The organism is Variovorax dokdonensis, from assembly GCF_030316895.1.
Taxonomy (GTDB): domain Bacteria; phylum Pseudomonadota; class Gammaproteobacteria; order Burkholderiales; family Burkholderiaceae_C; genus Variovorax; species Variovorax dokdonensis.
Genome location: NZ_JASZYV010000003.1, coordinates 159,165 through 178,193 on the forward strand (window position 1 = coordinate 159,165; position 19,029 = coordinate 178,193).

15 protein-coding genes are annotated in these 19,029 nt (G+C 58.9%); 7 read left to right on the forward strand and 8 right to left on the reverse strand.

Going from position 1 to position 19,029, the window contains the following annotated elements; genetic code table 11:
• Nucleotides 1-6 precede the first annotated feature (6 nt).
• Nucleotides 7-528, reverse strand: a complete 522-nt coding sequence (locus tag QTH91_RS14530; RefSeq protein WP_286660818.1) for a hypothetical protein — start codon at nucleotides 526-528, stop codon at nucleotides 7-9.
• Nucleotides 529-902: 374 nt separating this feature from the next.
• On the opposite strand from QTH91_RS14530, the gene QTH91_RS14535 reads away from it, so the two are divergent.
• On the forward strand, nucleotides 903-1,577 hold the full coding sequence (locus QTH91_RS14535) for a hypothetical protein (RefSeq protein ID WP_286660819.1): 675 nt from the start codon (nucleotides 903-905) through the stop codon (nucleotides 1,575-1,577).
• A 485-nt stretch (nucleotides 1,578-2,062) separates the two neighbouring features.
• Nucleotides 2,063-2,899 carry a hypothetical protein gene (locus QTH91_RS14540; RefSeq protein WP_286660820.1) on the forward strand — a complete coding sequence of 279 codons (837 nt, stop codon included), beginning with the start codon at nucleotides 2,063-2,065 and terminating at the stop codon, nucleotides 2,897-2,899.
• A 6-nt stretch (nucleotides 2,900-2,905) separates the two neighbouring features.
• Here the strand turns inward: QTH91_RS14540 and QTH91_RS14545 are convergent, their stop codons facing one another.
• The 5 genes from QTH91_RS14545 to QTH91_RS14565 all read right to left on the reverse strand — a co-directional run bounded on the left by QTH91_RS14545 (nucleotide 2,906) and on the right by QTH91_RS14565 (nucleotide 10,111).
• Nucleotides 2,906-3,937, reverse strand: a complete 1,032-nt coding sequence (locus QTH91_RS14545) for a hypothetical protein (RefSeq protein ID WP_286660821.1) — start codon at nucleotides 3,935-3,937, stop codon at nucleotides 2,906-2,908.
• A gap of 549 nt (nucleotides 3,938-4,486) precedes the next feature.
• A complete protein-coding gene (locus QTH91_RS14550; RefSeq protein WP_286660822.1) occupies nucleotides 4,487-6,385 on the reverse strand; it encodes a S8/S53 family peptidase in 1,899 nt (632 codons plus the stop codon).
• Nucleotides 6,382-7,272 carry a phosphatase PAP2 family protein gene (locus QTH91_RS14555; protein ID WP_286660823.1) on the reverse strand — a complete coding sequence of 297 codons (891 nt, stop codon included), beginning with the start codon at nucleotides 7,270-7,272 and terminating at the stop codon, nucleotides 6,382-6,384. Before QTH91_RS14555 ends, QTH91_RS14550 begins: the two co-directional genes overlap by 4 nt.
• 296 nt (nucleotides 7,273-7,568) lie before the next feature.
• Entirely contained in the window at nucleotides 7,569-9,356 is a 1,788-nt protein-coding gene (locus QTH91_RS14560) for an adenylate/guanylate cyclase domain-containing protein (RefSeq protein ID WP_286660824.1), read from the reverse strand.
• A gap of 398 nt (nucleotides 9,357-9,754) precedes the next feature.
• Complete coding sequence (locus QTH91_RS14565; protein WP_286660825.1) at nucleotides 9,755-10,111, reverse strand: DUF995 domain-containing protein; 357 nt, start codon at nucleotides 10,109-10,111, stop codon at nucleotides 9,755-9,757.
• Between the two features lie 431 nt (nucleotides 10,112-10,542).
• On the opposite strand from QTH91_RS14565, the gene QTH91_RS14570 reads away from it, so the two are divergent.
• Genes QTH91_RS14570 through QTH91_RS14580 form a run of 3 tightly spaced genes read left to right on the forward strand, consistent with a single transcriptional unit; the run spans nucleotide 10,543 to nucleotide 12,730 of the window.
• Nucleotides 10,543-11,334: a hypothetical protein gene (locus QTH91_RS14570; RefSeq protein WP_286660826.1), complete on the forward strand. Its 792-nt coding sequence runs from the start codon at nucleotides 10,543-10,545 to the stop codon at nucleotides 11,332-11,334.
• 16 nt (nucleotides 11,335-11,350) lie between these two features.
• A complete protein-coding gene (locus tag QTH91_RS14575) occupies nucleotides 11,351-12,010 on the forward strand; it encodes an AbiU2 domain-containing protein (RefSeq protein ID WP_286660827.1) in 660 nt (219 codons plus the stop codon).
• A 12-nt stretch (nucleotides 12,011-12,022) separates the two neighbouring features.
• Nucleotides 12,023-12,730, forward strand: a complete 708-nt coding sequence (locus QTH91_RS14580; RefSeq protein WP_286660828.1) for a uracil-DNA glycosylase family protein — start codon at nucleotides 12,023-12,025, stop codon at nucleotides 12,728-12,730.
• Nucleotides 12,731-12,884: 154 nt separating this feature from the next.
• On the opposite strand, the gene QTH91_RS14585 is transcribed toward QTH91_RS14580, so the two are convergent.
• Nucleotides 12,885-13,370: a hypothetical protein gene (locus tag QTH91_RS14585; RefSeq protein ID WP_286660829.1), complete on the reverse strand. Its 486-nt coding sequence runs from the start codon at nucleotides 13,368-13,370 to the stop codon at nucleotides 12,885-12,887.
• Nucleotides 13,371-13,386: 16 nt separating this feature from the next.
• The gene (locus QTH91_RS14590; protein ID WP_286660830.1) at nucleotides 13,387-13,770 is read right to left on the reverse strand and encodes a hypothetical protein; all 384 of its coding nucleotides are present in this window, start codon (nucleotides 13,768-13,770) and stop codon (nucleotides 13,387-13,389) included.
• Between the two features lie 2,356 nt (nucleotides 13,771-16,126).
• Between QTH91_RS14590 and QTH91_RS14595 the strand changes: the two genes are divergently transcribed.
• Entirely contained in the window at nucleotides 16,127-17,698 is a 1,572-nt protein-coding gene (locus QTH91_RS14595) for a class I SAM-dependent DNA methyltransferase (protein WP_286660831.1), read from the forward strand.
• A 49-nt stretch (nucleotides 17,699-17,747) separates the two neighbouring features.
• Nucleotides 17,748-19,016, forward strand: a complete 1,269-nt coding sequence (locus QTH91_RS14600) for a restriction endonuclease subunit S (RefSeq protein ID WP_286660832.1) — start codon at nucleotides 17,748-17,750, stop codon at nucleotides 19,014-19,016.
• Nucleotides 19,017-19,029 lie beyond the last annotated feature (13 nt).

A 19,029-nucleotide genomic window follows, 5' to 3' on the forward strand; every position in this document is an offset into this window, starting at 1 on the left:
CAGCTTTCAAGTCGCCGCGCAAGACGCGACTGGCCTGGCTTCAGTTTGGGTGGGCACTAACACTGGTTGATCCAACGCATCTTTTCGCGAATGCCCATCGATACCCACCTTGGGCGCGGGCGCCAACGCTCCCGGCACCAGCAGGAACGACAGGCCGGTTAGTTCCCCCGACAAGGTGAACCAACTCAAGCGCCCCAGAGCCGGCGTGCGCCTTGCAACGACGTAGTCGACGCGACTAGCCAGGTGGTCCGACACGTTGCGGACGGCTCGAATGCGGTCCGGCTTGCTCGCAAGTGCTGGGGAGAAAACCTCACTCGGTTCCTTCGGCGGAACCAGTTGCATCAGCGTTCTCAGTCGATCAAGCGCATCAACGATCGCCCATGTGTCGAGATGGGCCGATGTGATGTATTCGGCTGACTGCTGCTTAGGAAGATCGGCTGCCGCCTCGGCAATGAGAGTCAGCGTGTGACGCAACCGCCGATCTGCAAAGCCAGCCAGGACGACCGTAGCAAGAAGGAGGAGTCTCATGATCTGGGCGTGGCCCGTTTGAACACGGCTCGAAGTGATCTTCCTGTAGTGGCCAGGATTCTGGACGAAGTCGCAATGAGCGCAGCGTGCAATCGTTTACAACATTAAGGTGCCTGCTGCCCTCAAGCTTGAGGAGGCGCGTCTCTGAATTGAGGCGCTTGAACCCTGCTCGAGCTAGGCACGTCATCAAGCCACATGACATAGGCAAAGGTCCAAGCACGGACCCGGTCAGGCAGTGCGCGCAACTTCGGTGAATAAAAGTCAAGCGGTAACCGAGCATCGCCTCCGGTGAGCGTTTACTTTAAATCGCGATACTGAGACTATGAACTCACCGAAGCGGCGCCCCGCCGCGAGCAACAACATGAGGAGAGTTCATGTCGGCATTCGATCGAGACCACATCGCGCTCGCATTCCAGAAGGCCTTGCGGGTTCCGAGGGATCAACTTTACGGTCGGCCTGATGATCAACAACTGCCGCGTTCGATTCCCGAATCAGCTCTGACGCCGTACCTCGGCTTCGTGGGGCCCGGGTATCGGCAAGGCGGAACCCTACTGGTCGCAGCAAACCCTGGCGGAGGCGGGGACTCACAGTCGAAGACACACCGGGACACTCGGCTAGAGAAGGCGCTCCTTGCGTTGCGCGATGCCCACCCGTCGCAAAGCGGCGGCCTTGCAGCGCTGCTCGAAAAGGTCGCATCCGCCTATATCGAACAGATCAAGGTCATTCCCCTGCAGCGCATCATCTACCCCGTACTGACGACCGCGAAAGTGGACCTCGCGGACATCGCGTTCCTTAACGTCTTTCCGTACCGAACTCGCGACAACGCACCGCCGCCGTCGCGCTTGGTTCGCGTAGCCTCCAATGAGATCTGCAAGCCCCTGGTCGACGCTCTCGCGCCATCGCGAATCTTCTTCCTAGGGTCGGGCATGGGCAAGGTGGCCGCAGAGGTAATACATGCCGGCGAAGTCTACGTGCTCAAGCGCACCCGGGGTGATTCGTACCTGCCACCAGAAACACTGAAGCTGCTAGACGGCCTTTCGTCGACATAGTGAGCCTGCACCTCGATAGATAGCGGCCACTTCTATGGAGCCTTCCCCGCGGCTTGTGCCGGACTGGGAATACTCGAACCAAGGCCCACGAACAACATCGCGATCTTTGCGGCTGTGGGCCTCATCGGGGTACTTTGAAGCGAAGCGGTCTTCTGGCCCGTCAAGAAAGGGCGACTGCAGAGGAGCGTACTGCAGACATTCGCTGCCCGACCTAGCACTTGCTTTCCACGACAGACCTCGGGGCAGGCCAGCTTCGCAGAACGCGCCTAGGCCATCCTTCCAAGCCCTAGAGAAGCAGTCGGGACGTGGGCACGAGGGGGCCCAATCCGACAAAGAAAGCTGACGGACTGCCCACTAGTTGCTAACCACAATTTGAGGCAGCGTCCGTCCGGGTCTCCGAACCGCCGGCCCGGGTCATGATGCGCAGGCACCAAGGGCTTCGTGCCCGTCCGGCCCGCGCCGACGAAACCAAAGCAACAGCCACCATGATCATCACTGCCCAACAGCTCGAGCGACTTGCCAGGGAGATGCTTCCCCTCGGACAGCTCCGATTCCGCCGGAATACCGACCCCAAGCGTCTATCCGCGGGGGTCGAGCTTGTGAACCTGCAGGGGCAGTGGGCCATGTCTATATACGGCAACGTCCACAATTCGGCCAACGATGTCGAGATAGCAATCGGACCGGCTCGCCTGACGCCAATGGCCGAGGTGCCTGTGTACCGGATCGAAGAATGGCTCGAAGCGACGCGCGACAAGTTCAAGCACGGCGAGCACAGGCGACACGGCACACGCTACACCGAAGGAGACCCTTTCCTGGTCGGTATGAAGTTGAGCGAGGCGCACCAGTTCCTGGCGCTGCTGATGAAGGAGATCCTGAAAGCCAATCCATGGCGGATCGAGGATTCGTCCGCGCCGGCTGATTCAGGCGATCGGAGTCCCGCAAACCCCTCCCCCTCCATTGCCCCCCGACGCGCAGCCATCGAGCACATGGTGCGCATGGCGCTGGTGGCTCGCGATCAGTCCGGCACTGAGCGGATCAGCATTGCCAAGGACAAGGAGGTTCGATTCGCCTCGGAAGGCGAACTGCAGGCTCACCTGGAGAAGTTGTGGGTTGCCAACACCTGCGCCATTTCAAAGGTGCCCCTGGATCTGAGCCGGTTTGACCCTGATCTCGCACCGTCCCTGGATCGAATCGACTCCAGCGGACACTACGAGCCGGGCAACCTACAAGTCGTCGCCCGGTTCATCAACCGATGGAAGAGCGACGACAATGATGGGAACTTTGCGCGCCTGCTGCGACTGGTGCGCCAGTCCAGCAGCTGACGTCGCCTAGAGCCGGCTGCCGTTGTATTCGGCCATCAGCCGCACCGCCCTCCCGCTAAGGTCCTGATCACGGGTCTTCGCAGACTGCCATAGACGCATGAGGTCGGCATAGATCGCGCCGGCCTTGCTCGTTGCCTGATCCAAGGCGGCTTGCGCTTCAGGCAGCTCGCCGCAAGCTTGGCGCAATCGCGCCGACTGCCGACCAACCTTGGGCGTCGAGCGGCAAAGGCTACGTGCATCGGCCATTCCTGATCTCAACACATCGCCCGCCCCACTGAAGGTCTTCTCAGCGGAAGTGACCTCAACCAATGCCTGAGAGGTGTCCAAGCCCTTCTTGCTGATGGCCGTCATGATCTCATAGCGCCTCGACACAGCTGCAAGACCAGGCTGGGACGTCTGCTCCATCTGCCTAACCAACCCCTGAAGCGCTTCCGTGTTCCGTTCCCATCGCTGCGGCATCTGATTGGCCAGGCGCTCAGCGATAGCTGGCTGATTCACCGAGAAGTCCGCGACGTTGGACAGCAGCATCGAAATGCTCGCAGCCGCTTTGCCAGCGTCCTGCTCATTCTTCCTGACGGCCGCCTCTTTGGCTGCGCTTTGTTGCTTTTGCGCGCTATCCAGAGTCAACCGGCCGACGAGTGAATCGTAGTCGCCCGCCGATCCTCGTTGCATGGCAGTGGTCAGAATGGCGGAAGAGACCCGTAGTGTGTTTCCGGACAAAGTGCCAGAAATCGCAACATCCCCCCCTTGTGCCGGGCCGCGCTCGATCTTGCCAATCAGCGATTCCACGTTGGCCGCCCCGGACACCGGGAAGTCGAGGCTTTGCACGTCGCCGCCGTTCGCGAGTGCCATACGTAAACGCCCAACAACCTTCCCCTCGCCCGCCGGGAGAATCTGCAGAATGGCGCCGCTACGCTCGCCCAGACTCACGAAGGTGCCGGAAAGCGCGTCCGCGTAAGACCACTGCGTCATGCACGCCAGGACCAAGAGCGTAAGGGCGCGAGCAGAAAGCGTCCGCGCAATGCCCAGTTTCAACACCCGATCTCCTCCTTGAAGTAGGTTCGGCGAGCAGTGTGCTCGCAGCGCCAGGAAGGGCCAAGGAACCACTTGGCGCAGAGACAATAGTTTCCGAGGGCTGTCGTGGTGCAACAACACAGCAACGGCGCACTCTCATCAGGCCCGCGACTAGGAATGTGGCAACAGTCGTCGCAACTTGAGAGTCATAGATTGGGGCGCGAAAAGCCTCTCATTTCGTGCGAGGATCTTGGCCCAGATCTCACTTGCAGCGTTTGCAGTCCTTCGCTTCGCCGCTCGCGCAGGACTGCAAGCCTCCGCTTTCCGGCCATTCCCGGCGGCCGATCCCACACGGAAATCGGCTGCATCCAGAAATGGAGTGGTTCGCCTCTTCCCGCCTGAAAAACCCGAGACGATTTGCCCGGAACTGGGATGCTGGGAGAAAGCGGGCGATGTCGGTCACGAGGCCAGCATGCCCGGATCCCGCTCGAGCCGCTGCAGCGCCTGGTTCGTTTCGACTCGCGGGCGGTCGACTCTCGACCAACCCCTTCTCGCTCACTTGTGCACGGCCGGTCACTCTTTCCGCAGCAGCCATGGCTGAGCGCCGAGGCATCCTGCGCCTACCCGCTCGGGACGCGGCGGCGATGGCGTGTATTCGACGGGCGGCGGACCCATCACAAGCATTCGTCCGAGTTGCGGCGCGGCGGTACTGGTGCCGACCAATACCGCAGTAGTGCCGGTGCGTGATCCCGTAGCACGGAGACCTGGTCGTGCCTGAGAGCGGTCCGTGAGGCATGCGAAATCGGGCTTGAGCGCCATGCCGCGTGTCGGACCAGCGCTGGAGTAGCGCGCAATCTCAAACTCACCAGAAACATAGCCGGCAGCTACGTAGGTCGAAGCACCAGTTGCCAACCCATTGAGCGTCCCCACGCGACGAATTGCGGAGTCGAGCGCCTCCTCTTCGCGCGAGGCAGGCGCAACGAAACGGCTTGCCTGAAGCGCTGCGTCGCATAGATAGCTTGCCTTAGCGCGTCGACGCGCGCCCATGTTGTGGTTTGCGCGAGCCACGTAGGCATGCACGCTCCCGTCTATGCCCGAAGGCGTCGGGGCAATCTCGAAATGCCAGCGACCATGCTGTCCCGGCATGCGCCCCGACGGGCCTGGCGCGTACGTTGGACGCACCACAACAAGAACCTTCACGCAATCACCGATCTTCTTGAGGCGTGCCCACCAGGACTTGTCAGGAGCCGCGTTCTTCCCAGGCTCAATTGCGACGGAAGCCTTACCTGGTGCGGTGATCCGCAATGCCGCGGCGCCCGGCAAGACGCCTTTGGGCCACCACAATTCGATGAAAGCTGGCAGCTCTCCGTCGGGCGGGACATGCCAATCGAAGCTTCCGCCATCCGCGTAGTCAACGCGTGCGTGCGATTGAGTCCCGTACGAGTTGCCGGCGGGCAAGCTGATAATGAGCTTCCGCGGTGGGTCTAAGTCCGCTTGCGCCTGCACGAGTTCTTCAATGCCGACCTCCAGTGCCGAGTTCCCATCGTGCGGGCCCGTCTGCGGACCCCAACTGATATTGGCCACCACCGTCCTCGTGTCGGAGCCAGCGCAGGCTAGTGCGTAATTCAGTCCGTCGAGAGCATGTCGCTTGAGCCAGATGCCCGAGGGATCCTCTACGCCCCCTCTCGGGAACTGCACGAAGACGATCTCCCACGGGTCAGCTCCACTCGGCCATGGCGCCTCGGTGTTGGTCAGCAGATCCATGACGTGGGCGCCATGCGTCGCTCGGCGACGCATTCCCGCAAGGCCTGCACCTTGATACGCCTGATCCTGTCTGCCATCGGCTGTGTCGAAGAGATCGTCCAGATCGCCCTTGGAATACTGTCCGCCATAGCCGAAATTCGCCTGCGGCGTGGGCCCCCTTCCAGCGATCAAAGGTGCGCCTCGGGCCTCAGGATCCTGGTTCCAGAGCCACAAAATGCGCGTTCCCATGCCGTCACGAAACCGGTCGTTGGCAAACGCACAGCCATCATCCAGTACAGCGGCAAGCACCGGTGAACGAGAGAGACGCGCCTTGACGTTCTCGGCCCCGAGTTTTCCCTCTGCCATCGGCATTGCCAGTTCGATCCTTGTTGCCAGACGACCCGCACGTCTCAGGAAATCTGGCAACTTCGCCGTCGGCACCGTGAGGGCCCAAACGCGTCGGATCTTCCCTACTCCGGCACTTCGTGATCCGCCGAGGTACACGCTAGGCACGTGGATAACCAGTGCATGGACAAGTTCGGCCGCGTCGCTCGCAGCTTGCTGAGTCTTCCATTCGATCAGCAGACCGACCGACGTGGTCGCGTCCTGATCGATCCGCGCATTCGGAACATCCACATAGTCTGTCTCGATCGCCCACTGCAGGTATAGGTCACATGCAAGCGGCAGGTCGCCGTCGAAATCGTGACCAGAAGAGACCGTAGCATTCATGGCAGGTCCCACTCAGCCCGGGCTAGCTCCTGCAGCTTAGTCAGGTACCTCGACGCCGGCCCTAGTGCCAACGGCGCTACGTCGACGTAACCCCCCTGTGGAAGCATCGGACCGTCGCCCAAGTAGTCGTTCTCGTCATCGTCGCCGCTGCCGGATGGTCCGAAACTGCGGAAGAAGCAGCCCTTGCCCGGAATTCCGCTCATCGACAAGAAGTATTCGCCGACAGTTTCTCCGAGCAGTTGCCCCGCCGGCGCGTCGATCGGGAAATGAACTCCAGCTACTACCCGGTTGATGCTAATGCGCCGCGCCTGACGCACGAGCTGAGTGCGTAGAGGATGCGAATCGGGAATTTTGAGCAAACCCATCAGCGCCACGACGGTCGCAAAGGCCTGTGCGGCATGCCCCATTGGATAGGTGCTGTGGCCTGGCGTAGTAATGATCGGCTGAACCTGAGGCGAGTAGTCCACAGGGCGGTAGGACGCGAACGCGTGCTTAAACATCAACTCCACTTCGATGGTTAGCTGGATCGCGACCAACAGCCACTCCATCGTCCATTTCTTGCGCGACACGTTTAAGCCGGTCACGGCCCCGACGAAAGCGAACTGATTGTCGATCTGAGCCAAGATCTCCGGGGCTCGTTCGTCGCGGAGCTCGGCCCAACTCTGGACATGCGTCAACTGCTTGGCGAAGAAGTCAGGTGTCGGACGATCCATCTTCATCAACACCGCATGCTTCAGTATCTGCAACGGTGCACTTGGTGTGGTTGAGATCTCCAGATGGTGGTAGTGGAGCCTGTAGCTGTCGCTGCCCAGGGGCTCATAGCTCAGGTGACGAGTGAGTTCGGTGACTGCCAACGTGCCTCGCACCCACGGATCCCAGCGGGTCATGGCTTTTGCGTTGTCTAAGTCCGGGATCCCAGAATCGGGAGGAACGCACTTAAGAAAGCCGCTATGCATGTCGCGCTCGAAGGTCCCCTCGCGGCTGGACCACAACGCGCCGACCACTAAGGGGCTAGCAAAACCGTCGGCCAACGTGCCAGAGCCGCCGGATCCCCCTGACCCACCTGACCCCCCCGAGCCGCCGGAGCCGCCGGAGCCTCCAAGCGTGGAACCACCGAGTGTCGAGCCGCCCATACCTGGCATGGTTGTTCTCCTTGGTAGAAAACGGGTCCGTTGCGCTGCGTTCAGGGGATTCCGGCCATGCGCATCGCTCTTGCAATCCTACGTCCGAATGGGAAAAGCGCAGCGACCGACTGCGCCTCATATACCGCTACGGTAAAGTCTGGTCGCAGCCGGCGAATCTCCTGTGCGATAGCCCGAGCTTGCGCCTCTTCACCCGTTTCCGCATACCCTGCGATGAGGATGCGCAAGGTCGACAGGTGCCGACGATTGCGCCGCCGCGCGACCTCACACCAGCGCACTGCCGCCGCTGGATTGCCAGCGCCAAACTCGCACGAGCCCATGAGCGATTCGTAGTAGTAGCGAAGTGGATCGATGGGCGACAACGCGAGCGCCCTTCGCCCGGCGTCGAGTGCGTCATTCGAACGGCCCTGGAAGGCACTGACAACGGCAAAAAAAAGCCACGCTAGTCCCTCATTCGGGTTGACGGCGCAGGCCTCGCGCAGTCGAGCGTCAGCCGTCTCCACATCCTTCTTAAGATGACAGTAAACGAAGCCCTCGATCGCGAGCGCCAAAGCGCTCGATGGCTCCAGATCCAACGCCCGGTGCGTATGCTCGAGCGCGAGTCCGGCCGACCGGGAACCATCAGTGCTGGCACCCTGAATGTTCCGCAACACATACCACTTGCCCAGCCAGGCTTGCGGTGCTGCGACGCGACGGTGGCGCTCGCTGAGTGATTCCAACAGATAGCGGCTTCGTTCGAAGTCATCGAAATGAGCACGGTGCATCATTGCAATGGCACCCAAAAACAGCTCATAACTGCTGAGCGACGGCAACGGCCGGTGGGTCGCCTGCAATGCGGCGGTCTGCAGCAAGCTCTGATGAATGCTCTCGGCCAAACCCTGCACCAGTTCGCACTCCGGCTCTAGCAGAGCCCGCCAGTGGCCGCGCGCCCGGCCGGACCACAAGATCGTGCCAGTCGCCGCATCGGACAGTTCGGCACCGACAAACACCTCCTTGCCATGAATGCCATAGTTGCCGGAGACGATGTAGCGCACATCAAGGCGTGCGCCGATCTCGGTGGCTGTCGCACCGCGACCGCTGAAGCAGGCACTTGACAGGCGAGAAACGACGCGTAGGGTCGGCGACAGTGACAAAGCATTTATGACGCCATCTGCCAGCAAGTCCCCAATGCCCCAAAACTCACGTGTTGGATTCAAGTTCGAAAAGGGGATCACCGCCACAGAGGCGAGCATTGCGGCACCGTAGCTGCTGGTCTGCGGCAAGCTCTCAGGGTGTCGACCCGGGCCGAGGCGGTAGGCGCGCACCGCCTGCTGCACGTGCTTCAGATGGCAATCACCGAGATCCTCAATCTCCGCGTCCAAGGTGTCATCGAGCAAATCGCGCACCTGTGTCGTGGCGATGGTCTCGCCCGGCGCGGCCAATGTGGCCACCCGAGCCGCCAGATTGACTCCAATGCCGTAGATGTCGTTGACGCCGTCGAAGACCATCGCAACGTGAATGCCGGCGCGAAGCCCCAGTCGCGTGCCATCGACCATTGGGGTGCACTTGATTGCCATCCATTCGTGCATAGCCGACGCCGCACGTACGGCGTTTTGCGCCAACTGGAACTCCACCATCAACCCGTCGCCCAAACTCTTAACTATGCGCCCTTGCAGGGGTGGCAGGATGTACTGGTTGACCTCGGCACAGAACGCTTGCCAGCGTTGCACGACGCCTAGCTCATCTGCCTCCATTGCTCGAACGGATTCGACCAAGTCGATCACTAGCACGACGGCGCTGCGGGTCTGCAGCAAGGCTTCCTGGGCCGGTGAGTCACGGGGATCGTCCAAGCGCACCTCCATGCCGATTCCGCGTCGATTGTGGCACCTTGCGCCAGCGCCGTACGCTGGCCGCCCCAAGTTTGCCGAGGCACAGATCTGGGCCAAGGTCGATGGCTCGAACGGGTCCGGCCATCCAAGGGCTACACCCCGGGAAGCCACTGTCTCAAGGGCGTGACAGTCATTAGCCTTCGAGGCCGAACTGCGTGGCGGCTAGGCGGTCTCCGGGGCATGCTCAAGGCCTCGTCCTCTTACCGGCGCACCATATCGAGTTCGGCCTTCAAGCCATGCACCCGATCAGAGCGCGGCCTGCGCCCTTACCAAGGTTGGCAGGCCATTTGAGGTGCTGTGCGGTGGCCGCCGGACCAAGCATGCGAACGCTCCACCCCCGCGACCAGAAATCGCCCGGCTTAGTTCGAGCTCACGAGCGTCCCACGAACACTCCCATCCGAATTGATCGCTGTGAGCACGCCTTCGCGCATGGCGAGCTTTACGCAAACCTCAGCCGGACGCTGCTTGTTCCATGCGGTACAAGATCCAACACCCGGCTGTACTCTCCACGTCCCGACGTCGTTGTAGGTCCCTGAGGCCGTCGCCTTGCCGTCGGTGTCGTGGCGGATTTCATAGTTTTTGCCATCCGCGAGCTTCCAGATCAATGTCTTGCCGGAAAACGCCTTGGTGACTTCAGCGTCTGTCAGGACTCTTTCTTGGGCCCATGCCGAAACCGTCAAGAGCACGGATGCCGGCGCCAAAACGAGTTTGATCATGACCGAATCTCCAAAGGTGCTATTCATGTCACGGCGTGCTCGACATCGCATCCGCAATTTGGTCCTTGACGATCGACGCATAGTCGAATATCGCCATGGATCACCCCCGTCGGGCTCGCGTGCGTTGCAGAAGGCTGCAAGCGCAGCATCAGCGCGTCTTGCAAACGCCCTTTCCAAGGCCGGCTGCAGGATAGGTCGGTAGGCGCCCAGTTTTCTTTACGCTTAGGTAGGTCGATCGGAGCGTCCGAGTTGAGTCGCCGAGCAGACATAAGAAGTGCCCAACTCGAGCGCCCGCAACCAGTCTTGCGCCGAATTGGCGCGCGGCCGAACCTTACCTAAGACCAAAAACTAGGGTGGGGGAAAAAATGGCGCTTACTTCGCTACTGATACTCGAAGGGCGGGCTCTGGTAAGTCGGCACAATACGTTGTAGATGGAACCTCACCCTATTCCGATTGAGAAAGCCAAGGAGTTGCTCGCCGGCGACCTTGGCAACGTGTATCGAAAGATCCTCATGGATTGTTGCGCTCCCATCTACTGGTTCCGGCGCGACATTCCGAACCCTCCCATCGCGCACAACGGTACGTTGACGATCGCAAGAACGCCGAAGGCGCTTCTGGGCATCACTGCGGCTCATGTCTTGGAGCAGTTTTCGAAGGACTGCAAAGCCCATTCGGCACAGCGGCTACAGGTCGCGAATGTGACCGTGGGTGACTTCATGAATCGCGTGGTCGGCGTGTCGACCAAGCTCGACATCGCGACCATCGAGCTCGACGAGGACCTGCTGAAGCGTTTGGGGAAAACGCCCTTAGGCGAGTGGCCGGCCTGGCCACCGCACGAGGGACGGGGGATCATGATCGGCGGCTATCCTGCCGCCGCACGAGAAGAATCCACCGAGACTCTCGAGGTCAATTACGGCCTGTTCACCGCTCTCGGCGTCGCGAGGACAGTGACTCAACGGCAAGTAACTTGGCTCATTGAGCCTGAGTTTCAGCTTTCCGGCACTGCGGTCAAGGCGCCGCCGGCGCAGTACGACTTGGGCGGCATCAGCGGTGGGCCGCTCATCAGCTGGTTCGAAACCGAACAGCATGTGACGCATCACCGTCTATCGGCGATCGTGACCGAGCATCCGGACTATGCGATGAACTCAGACGTGCCACCGATCGCGCGCCTGGTCGCGATTCGGGCGGATGCAATCTCAGAGACAGGGAAGATCTACGAGTAGTCGAAAGAAAGCGACCGTGAAGAAAATTGTGGATCACTTGCCAGCGAGCGTCCGCGAGTTGTGGGCGGGCCTCGATAGCGAGGTGACGCAGCTTCATGCGCGTTGGATCATCTATCGGCAGCTGTACGGGACGAGCGAGGAGCGAGTAGACCTCCTCAATGAGTCAGCTAGTTCGGTCTTTGCGGCCTTGCAAGATGTATGGCTGCACGACGTGCAGCTTTGCTTGAGCAAGCTGGATGATCCGGCAGGGTCTGGAAGCCGGACGAACATGACGCTTGAAGCGCTTCATCAGGCTCTCGTATCCACTGGCGAAGCGGCCGCGGCGGCAAAGCTCGCGGCGTGCTTGCCAGCGTTCCACGCGGCATGCGGAAAAATCCGCCATCGCCGCAACAAGTGGATTGCGCATTTCGACCAGGCAACGATGTTGAGCGCCGATCCACGCATGAGCGCATCGCGCGACGAGGTCGAGACTGCGCTTGAGGCGGTGCGTGACGCAATGAACGCCGTCTCTGTTCACTACGCTGATGGGGGCATTGCCTATGAGCATACGGCGCTACAGGCAGATGGGGACGCGCTGATCTACCGCCTGAGGCAAGGCCTCCGTTACCGCGAACTGGTCCAAGCCGGGTCCATTCCCTGGTCCGACTTTCACACACGCTTCAACGCGGGCGAATAGGGTGACTCCGCCATGACAACCCTCAACGATGGCCAAGCCAGTTCGGAGCGCGTAGTTCTCTCTCCTCCCACCACTCAGCTCTTCCGAGAACTTGCCGCGCGCCTCGAGATGCTGGACCGCGAGTGCTACAGCCGCTTGAGCCGGGATCCACTTCAGCCAATCTTGGGACTGGGAGCCGCGAATTCGCGTTGGTGCTTCATTGGGCGCGATCCGGGCGAACAAGAGGTCCACCAGCAGTGGCCTTTTGTCGGTGAATCTGGCGCGCGGATCCGAGCAGTAATGGATGAATTCCATCTTTCCGATGCGGACGTCTTCTGGATGAATACGGTGCCCTACAAGCCGAAGGGCAACAAAGCCTGGAGGAAGGCGGTGCGGAAGGAGTTTCAGCCCGCGCTGCTAGAACTCCTGGCGGCCTGGCAAGGGACTCGAGTCATTACGTTCGGCGAGCAAGCCTTCAGTTGGTTCGGCCTTAGGAATCCAGAAGTCGCCTCCGCTCTACGCCGCTTCTGGACTCGTGCCGACAAGTACAAGGCTGAGATTGCTGTGACCCTGCAGATAGGCCAAGTAAATAGGCAATTTGCCGTCTGCCCTTTGCCGCATCCTTCCAAGGCAAACGCCTCCTGGGTCAAGGCATTCCCAGATTTGCTTCGCGAGCGGCTCTCTGCTGCCGATGACGGTTCAAGGGAGGCTCGATCGAAATTTCCGTCAGGGTGCGGCTGAAGTACTCGGTGGAATTTTGAGCTCTGGACACCGCTTCGAATGCTGGCCCGGCCTGTCGGGGCCGCAGTGATCACGTCAGCCACAAGCTGTGGACATGTGTTCCATGCAGCGAGCGGCGTACCGCTGATGTCGGCGAAGGCGATACACGAGTTGCTTAACGCCAGTGCTTGACCCGGAGCCGCCAGCGCCGCCACATGGTGACATTGGTGTGCGTTGGGAAGTCGAAGCTCAGTTGCTTCTGCGCTGCTGTCCTCGCATATGCGCCGATCACGCCCTCCTTCAGATGAGCGTGAATAAGAGCTTCATAGCGATCATTGCGTCCCTGGAGCAGGGTACTGCCGCTAACGAGATCCTCTGATGCATCGTCGCCGAAACTCTGTGCCCAGTGCTCCGGAATCGAATACAAGCTACCGTCGCCTAGCACGAAGCCATAGTGAGTAACCTCCACCTTGTGTCCACTACGATTGATCACGTGCATACCATACGCGGGCGTTTCCTCGTAGTGGGCGGTACCGTAGTGAACCTGTATGCGGTCCGCCTCGGCTCGCCACTTCCACCACCAGTTCACCGCAAAGCCTACGACACCTCCGACGAGGGCGCCGATGGAGGAAGCGAGTCCAACTATTCTCTCAGTTTCCATTGAGCTGAAGCCCGCGTTAATCTTCCAGTGTGAGGTAAGGTCTCATCACTTCGTTGAGCCGGCCAAATTGAGCAACTGCTTCCATAGAAGCGCCGGAATGTTCTACTACAACGGCGACGTCCCCGGGCTCGGCAATCAGCTTCAGTTGAGCGACTGACAATTTTGCAATAGCGGGGGCCAATTCACGTGCAAACCAGTCGTGCACATCGTCCTTGAAAAGCCAGTTCATCATGGTCGTGGTGCCGGCAATCGCGTCGAGGTTCTCAGCCTTCACTCCAGCCAGGCTCTTGCGGATGTACTCAGTAATCGCAGTATGGGCAGCAAGTCGCTTCTCAAAGAGCTCGAGCCGCAGCTTATTGCGCGCGGCTTCAGCCTGCGCCTGCGCAATCTCGGCTTGCACTCTTCCGAACCGAATCGCCACGAAAGCGGCAACGCCGGCCGCGAACGGCGTGCCGAGGCTTTTGCGAAGTCAAGGATTTCTTGGTACATCGTGGAATCATAGGATCCCGTGCGGGGCCAGCGCCGCGACGAACCGCCGATCCGACTCGACACTCGCGACGCTGAACCAATCCTGGACGCCTGCAATCGGGCACTGAGCGGACCTCATGAGCGACTACGCCGAACTTCGGCAACCAGTCTGAATCCGAAGTAAAGCTACCGGGCGAAGTTCGGCCGGGATTTATTGGCTGTACCTCGTAGACAACTCCGTAGCAATTCGAGAGCTCAGTGGCCGATGAGTTTGCGCCTGTACCTTTTGAGCGGGAATTCGTTCGAACCAGGCATGCTGCAATCAGCCCCAAAAGGCCTTCCCCCTGCCACTCTTTGCATTGGTCGATCCAGGAAAGGACGCGAGCGTAACTACATGATCACTTTGAGCATGCAGCCTCAGCATCGCACCACTGATTCCACGCTCCCGCAGCGACTCTCAGAGAATTGAAGTCGCCTATCAGTATATGGGAGGGGACTGGATTTACTACAGTGGACATACAGGCGCCTCCGGCGCTGTATGAGTAGTAAAGAGAGAGGAAGCAACCTAGAAGCTACAACTACTCTCAAGAGAAAAGAGCAACTAGAAATAGATCTACAGATGACTACAGACGCTTCCAGCGTACTGGATTATACACAGAAAATGGGAGCATGTGCCTCCGGCACTCGGTGAAAAACAAAAAAGACAAAACCAACAGGTCTGCGAGCAGCCTCAGGCAAAAATCACAGCACTCGCCTCACGGCGGAAACCAGGAAAGAAATCATCGGACCTGCATCCAAGCCAAACGGGGCCCACCGCCAGAGGCACTGAGAGCCCTTTGGAGACGCGATCAGAACTAGCAAGGGGATGGGCAGCGGTAATGCCCGATAAAGCGATGGAGCCCCTCTATGCCCCGATTGCAAGCCGGGGGATATGCGACCCATCCGGCATCTAGGCCACCTGTCGAGGCCTCCTCAACAATAAGGAGGAATCACACAGCCGCAGTTCCTCCGACATCCAGGCAGCCTGGCGAGGGTCGTTCAACTTGTCCCGGCCCCGTCGTTGTGCGGAGGACCTCGCGAAGCGCTCAAGGTGCGATCCGCACAGCTTACAACGCATGGGGCCGCTGGTTCTCATCAACGGTCTTCAGGGCAGCCAATGGGCGCCATTTCAAGTGGTTGACTCGCTTCCCAATCGCCCATCAACAAATGAAAAGGGCCGCCAATTGCAGCCCGCATCTCCCGCGCGTCAATTAAATTAGAGTTCTATATATTCTATATATTCTATATATTCTATATATTCTATATATTCTATATATTCTATATATTCTATATATTCTATATATTCTATATATTCTATATATTCTATATATTCTTTATATTCTTTATATTCTTTATATTCTTTATATTCTTTATATTCTTTATATTCTATATATTCTTTATATTCTTTATACATTGGGTCACAGGCCCTCCGGGCCTGTGACCCAATGTATAAAATTAATATAAATAGTATCTAAATTACTCTTAGGCGTTTCCGGCGCAACTTAATTGTACTTACAAGACCGACAGCAGCCGCCTCGGGGTGTCGTCCGACCAACAATAAGCCGCAACACGCCCCAAGGATAGTGTCCGCTTCGGATTTAGGTGGACACCTCAGCGAGTCGACGTGAGTCAAAGCCTGCCCTCCGGGCAGTGGGTGAAAACAATCAGGAGGCAAGCCACATTGCCTGGCATGGTTCACTACTGGCGCCCTTCCGGCCCGCCAAGCTTTAACCATGTTCGCCTCAGTGCTTGCCTTCGAAGCTGGCGTAGCACTCGGCTCAAACGGCTATTGAACGCCCCCCGCGGCTTGATCGCATCAAGCTCCTTGTCTCGTTACAGCGTCCAACGCGGGGCCTTAGATCTCATCGCGAACACCTGATCAGGCTTCCGGTCATAGCGTCTTCTGGGCGGCGGGATAGCGTCTACCCCGAAATAGCCCGGTGGTTTCAATGCCGCTACCCGATTCCCCCAGCGGCCAATCGAGGGCCATAAACCACTGAGTTCCTGGCTCTTCAATCGAGGGGCGAATTGCGCCCGAACCGCTTGCTCCAAGCCGTATTCCGGACTCCTCAAACCTGAAGCGTTCTTCTCATCGATTTTGATGAGCCACGCGTCTGCCGATCGCCGACAAATCGATATGCGAGATTCAACTGCGCGACGATGTTGTCCAATTGATCACAATCCCAAAGCCTGCACCGCACCGCACCGCATTGAAACGGCGCTCCGGATCGACGCGACAATACAAGCCAATGAACCAAGATCTCAAGAAGACTCTCTGGGCCGCGGCTGACAAGCTCCGGTCCAGCATGGACGCAGCCGAATACAAACACATCGTCCTCGGCCTCATCTTTCTCAAGTACATCTCCGATGCCTTCGATGAGCGCCGAGATGCGCTCAGGGCAGCACTAGCAGACGAATCCTCCGATTTCTACCTTCCCGATGCATCCGACCATCCAGGAGCCCTGGAGGAGCGCGACTACTACACCATGGCCAATGTCTTCTGGGTGCCGGAATCGGCGCGCTGGGAGACCATCCGAGCCAATGCCAAGCAGCCCGACATCGGCACTCGAATTGACCAGGCACTCGTCGACATCGAAACCGAGAACCCCAGGCTCAAGGGCATTCTCGACAAACGCTTTGGCCGCGCTCAGCTCGAACCAGGCAAGCTCGGTGAACTGATCGACTTGATCTCCACCATTGGTTTTGCATCTGCCGATGGACACCATGCCAAGGATCTACTGGGTGAGGTTTACGAGTACTTCCTCGGCCAGTTCGCAAATGCGGAAGGCAAGAAGGGTGGACAGTTCTATACCCCCGCATCTGTCGTCAAGGTCCTGGTAGAAGTCTTGGCTCCCCACAAGGGGAAGGTCTACGACCCCTGCTGTGGATCTGGCGGCATGTTCGTACAGAGCGAGAAGTTCCTGGAAAGCCATGGAGGCAAGTTCGGGGACATCTCGATCTATGGCCAGGAGGCCAATCCCACCACATGGCGACTGGTCGCCATGAACCTTGCCATCCGAGGCATGGACTTCAACCTTGGCAAAGAGCCAGCAGACACATTCCATCGGAACCAACATCCCGATCTCCGAGCGGACTATGTCCTAGCCAACCCACCCTTCAACATCAGTGACTGGGGCGGGGATCGACTACTGGAAGACAAGCGATGGGCGCATGGCACGCCTCCAGCGGGCAATGCGAACTACGCTTGGCTTCAGCACATTCTTCATCACCTCGCTCCGCGAGGCACTGCGGGGGTGGTACTGGCCAATGGTTCCATGTCTTCAAACCAGAACAATGAAGGAGCCATCCGCAAGGCTATGGTTGAAGCCGATGTGGTGGAGGTCATGGTTGCCCTTCCCCCTCAGCTCTTCTTCAACACTCAGATCCCTGCTTGCCTTTGGTTTCTAGCCAAGGACAAGAGCAAGGGCGGAAGAGATCGACGAGGTGAGGTTCTGTTCATCGATGCCCGAAAGCTCGGGCGAATGTCGACCAGAGTAAACCGAGTCTTCGATGATGAGGATGTCGCGAAGATCGCCAGTGCCGTGCATCGTTGGCGGCAGGACGCCCAAGTCAGTGCCGATGAGGTCTATGTTGATGCCCCTGGTTTCTGCCGAGCAGTGAAGCTCGCTGAGATTGCAGAGCATGGGCATGTGCTGACACCAGGTCGATATGTCGGAGCGGAAGAAGCCGATGACGACGACGAGGCGTTCAAAGAGAAGATGGAACGACTGACCGCACAACTCGCCGAGCAGATGGCGAAAGGAGTGCAACTGGATGCTTTGATTCGTGAGAAGCTGGGGGCAATGGGCTATGCAGTTTGAATGGCCCCTAGCGCGTCTTGGCGACCATGTTGACGCCTGTCTCGGCAAGATGCTTGACGCGAAGAAGAACAAAGGTGAACTACAGCCCTACCTCGGAAACGTCAATGTGCGTTGGGGAGCGTTTGACCTCACTGACTTGGCGGAAATGCGCTTCGAAGCCCACGAAGAAGCGCGTTACAGCCTCAAGCCCGGCGACTTGGTTGTCTGTGAGGGTGGAGAACCCGGCAGATGTGCAATCTGGACCGATGTAGTTCCACGCATGATTCAAAAGGCCCTACATCGGATACGCGCTAAGTCGAGCCTGGACAACTACTACCTGTTCTACTGGTTTCGCCATGCCGCCAACGTCGGCTTGCTTGAGCCTCACTTCACGGGCACGACCATCAAGCATCTGACGGGTAAAGCCATTGCCGCACTTCAAATTCCCCTTCCACCGGTAGCGACCCAGCGCTCGATGGTTGAGGTGTTGCGCCAGCTCGACGACCGCATTGACCTCCTGCGCCAAACCAACACCACCCTCGAATCCATCGCCCAAGCTCTCTTCAAGAGTTGGTTCATCGACTTCGATCCGGTGAAAGCCAAGGCAGAAGGTCGAGAGCCTGAAGGGATGGATGTAGAGACGGCGGCTCTATTCCCGTCAGAATTCGAGGAATCGGAGCTCGGACGGATCCCAATGGGATGGTCGGTGAAACGCATTGAGGAAGTTGCCGAACGTATCGGAATGGGTCCGTTCGGCTCGAACATCAAAGTCTCAACATTTGTGGATGCTGGCATCCCGGTACTTTCTGGAGCCTGCTTGAAGGGAGTGCTACTGGAAGATGATGCCTTTCGCTATATCTCCCCCGAACACGCTGCCCGACTTTCCGGGGCACTCGTTTCCGAGGGCGACATCGTCATAACGCATAGAGGGACTCTTGGCCAAGTTTCACTAGTGCCAAAGGGGTCTGCCTACCCAACCTATGTGTTGTCGCAAAGCCAGTTCTTTGTCCGCGCAAAGGCTGATGCCACGACTCCAGAGTACTTGAATTACTTCCTACGCAGCCCTCGAGGACAACATCTCTTGTTGGCAAACGCTTCCCAGGTAGGTGTTCCGTCGATCTCTCGACCGGTTTCATACCTAAGGTCGATCCGACTAGTTGTGCCGCCAGGTTCAATATCAAGCACCTTCAGTGCTGCTTTAGTAGCCATTCACAACCGCGTCATGGCTACAAGGCGTCACTCCCACCTTCTCGTACAGGTTCGCGACGCCCTCCTGCCCCGCCTCATCTCCGGCAAGTTGCGACTCGCCGAGGCTCAGGATGAGATTGCTGCGATCTAGATCGTGACCTGGT

Coding starts and splice junctions, on each gene's coding strand:
- QTH91_RS14565 (WP_286660825.1), bottom strand. CDS start 10,111: ATGATCAAACTCGTTTTGGCGCCGGCATCCGTGCTCTTGACGGTTTCG.
- QTH91_RS14555 (WP_286660823.1), bottom strand. CDS start 7,272: ATGACCCGCTGGGATCCGTGGGTGCGAGGCACGTTGGCAGTCACCGAA.
- QTH91_RS14540 (WP_286660820.1), top strand. CDS start 2,063: ATGATCATCACTGCCCAACAGCTCGAGCGACTTGCCAGGGAGATGCTT.
- QTH91_RS14535 (WP_286660819.1), top strand. CDS start 903: ATGTCGGCATTCGATCGAGACCACATCGCGCTCGCATTCCAGAAGGCC.
- QTH91_RS14580 (WP_286660828.1), top strand. CDS start 12,023: ATGACAACCCTCAACGATGGCCAAGCCAGTTCGGAGCGCGTAGTTCTC.
- QTH91_RS14570 (WP_286660826.1), top strand. CDS start 10,543: ATGGAACCTCACCCTATTCCGATTGAGAAAGCCAAGGAGTTGCTCGCC.
- QTH91_RS14600 (WP_286660832.1), top strand. CDS start 17,748: ATGCTTGACGCGAAGAAGAACAAAGGTGAACTACAGCCCTACCTCGGA.
- QTH91_RS14530 (WP_286660818.1), bottom strand. CDS start 528: ATGAGACTCCTCCTTCTTGCTACGGTCGTCCTGGCTGGCTTTGCAGAT.
- QTH91_RS14595 (WP_286660831.1), top strand. CDS start 16,127: ATGAACCAAGATCTCAAGAAGACTCTCTGGGCCGCGGCTGACAAGCTC.
- QTH91_RS14585 (WP_286660829.1), bottom strand. CDS start 13,370: ATGGAAACTGAGAGAATAGTTGGACTCGCTTCCTCCATCGGCGCCCTC.
- QTH91_RS14550 (WP_286660822.1), bottom strand. CDS start 6,385: ATGAATGCTACGGTCTCTTCTGGTCACGATTTCGACGGCGACCTGCCG.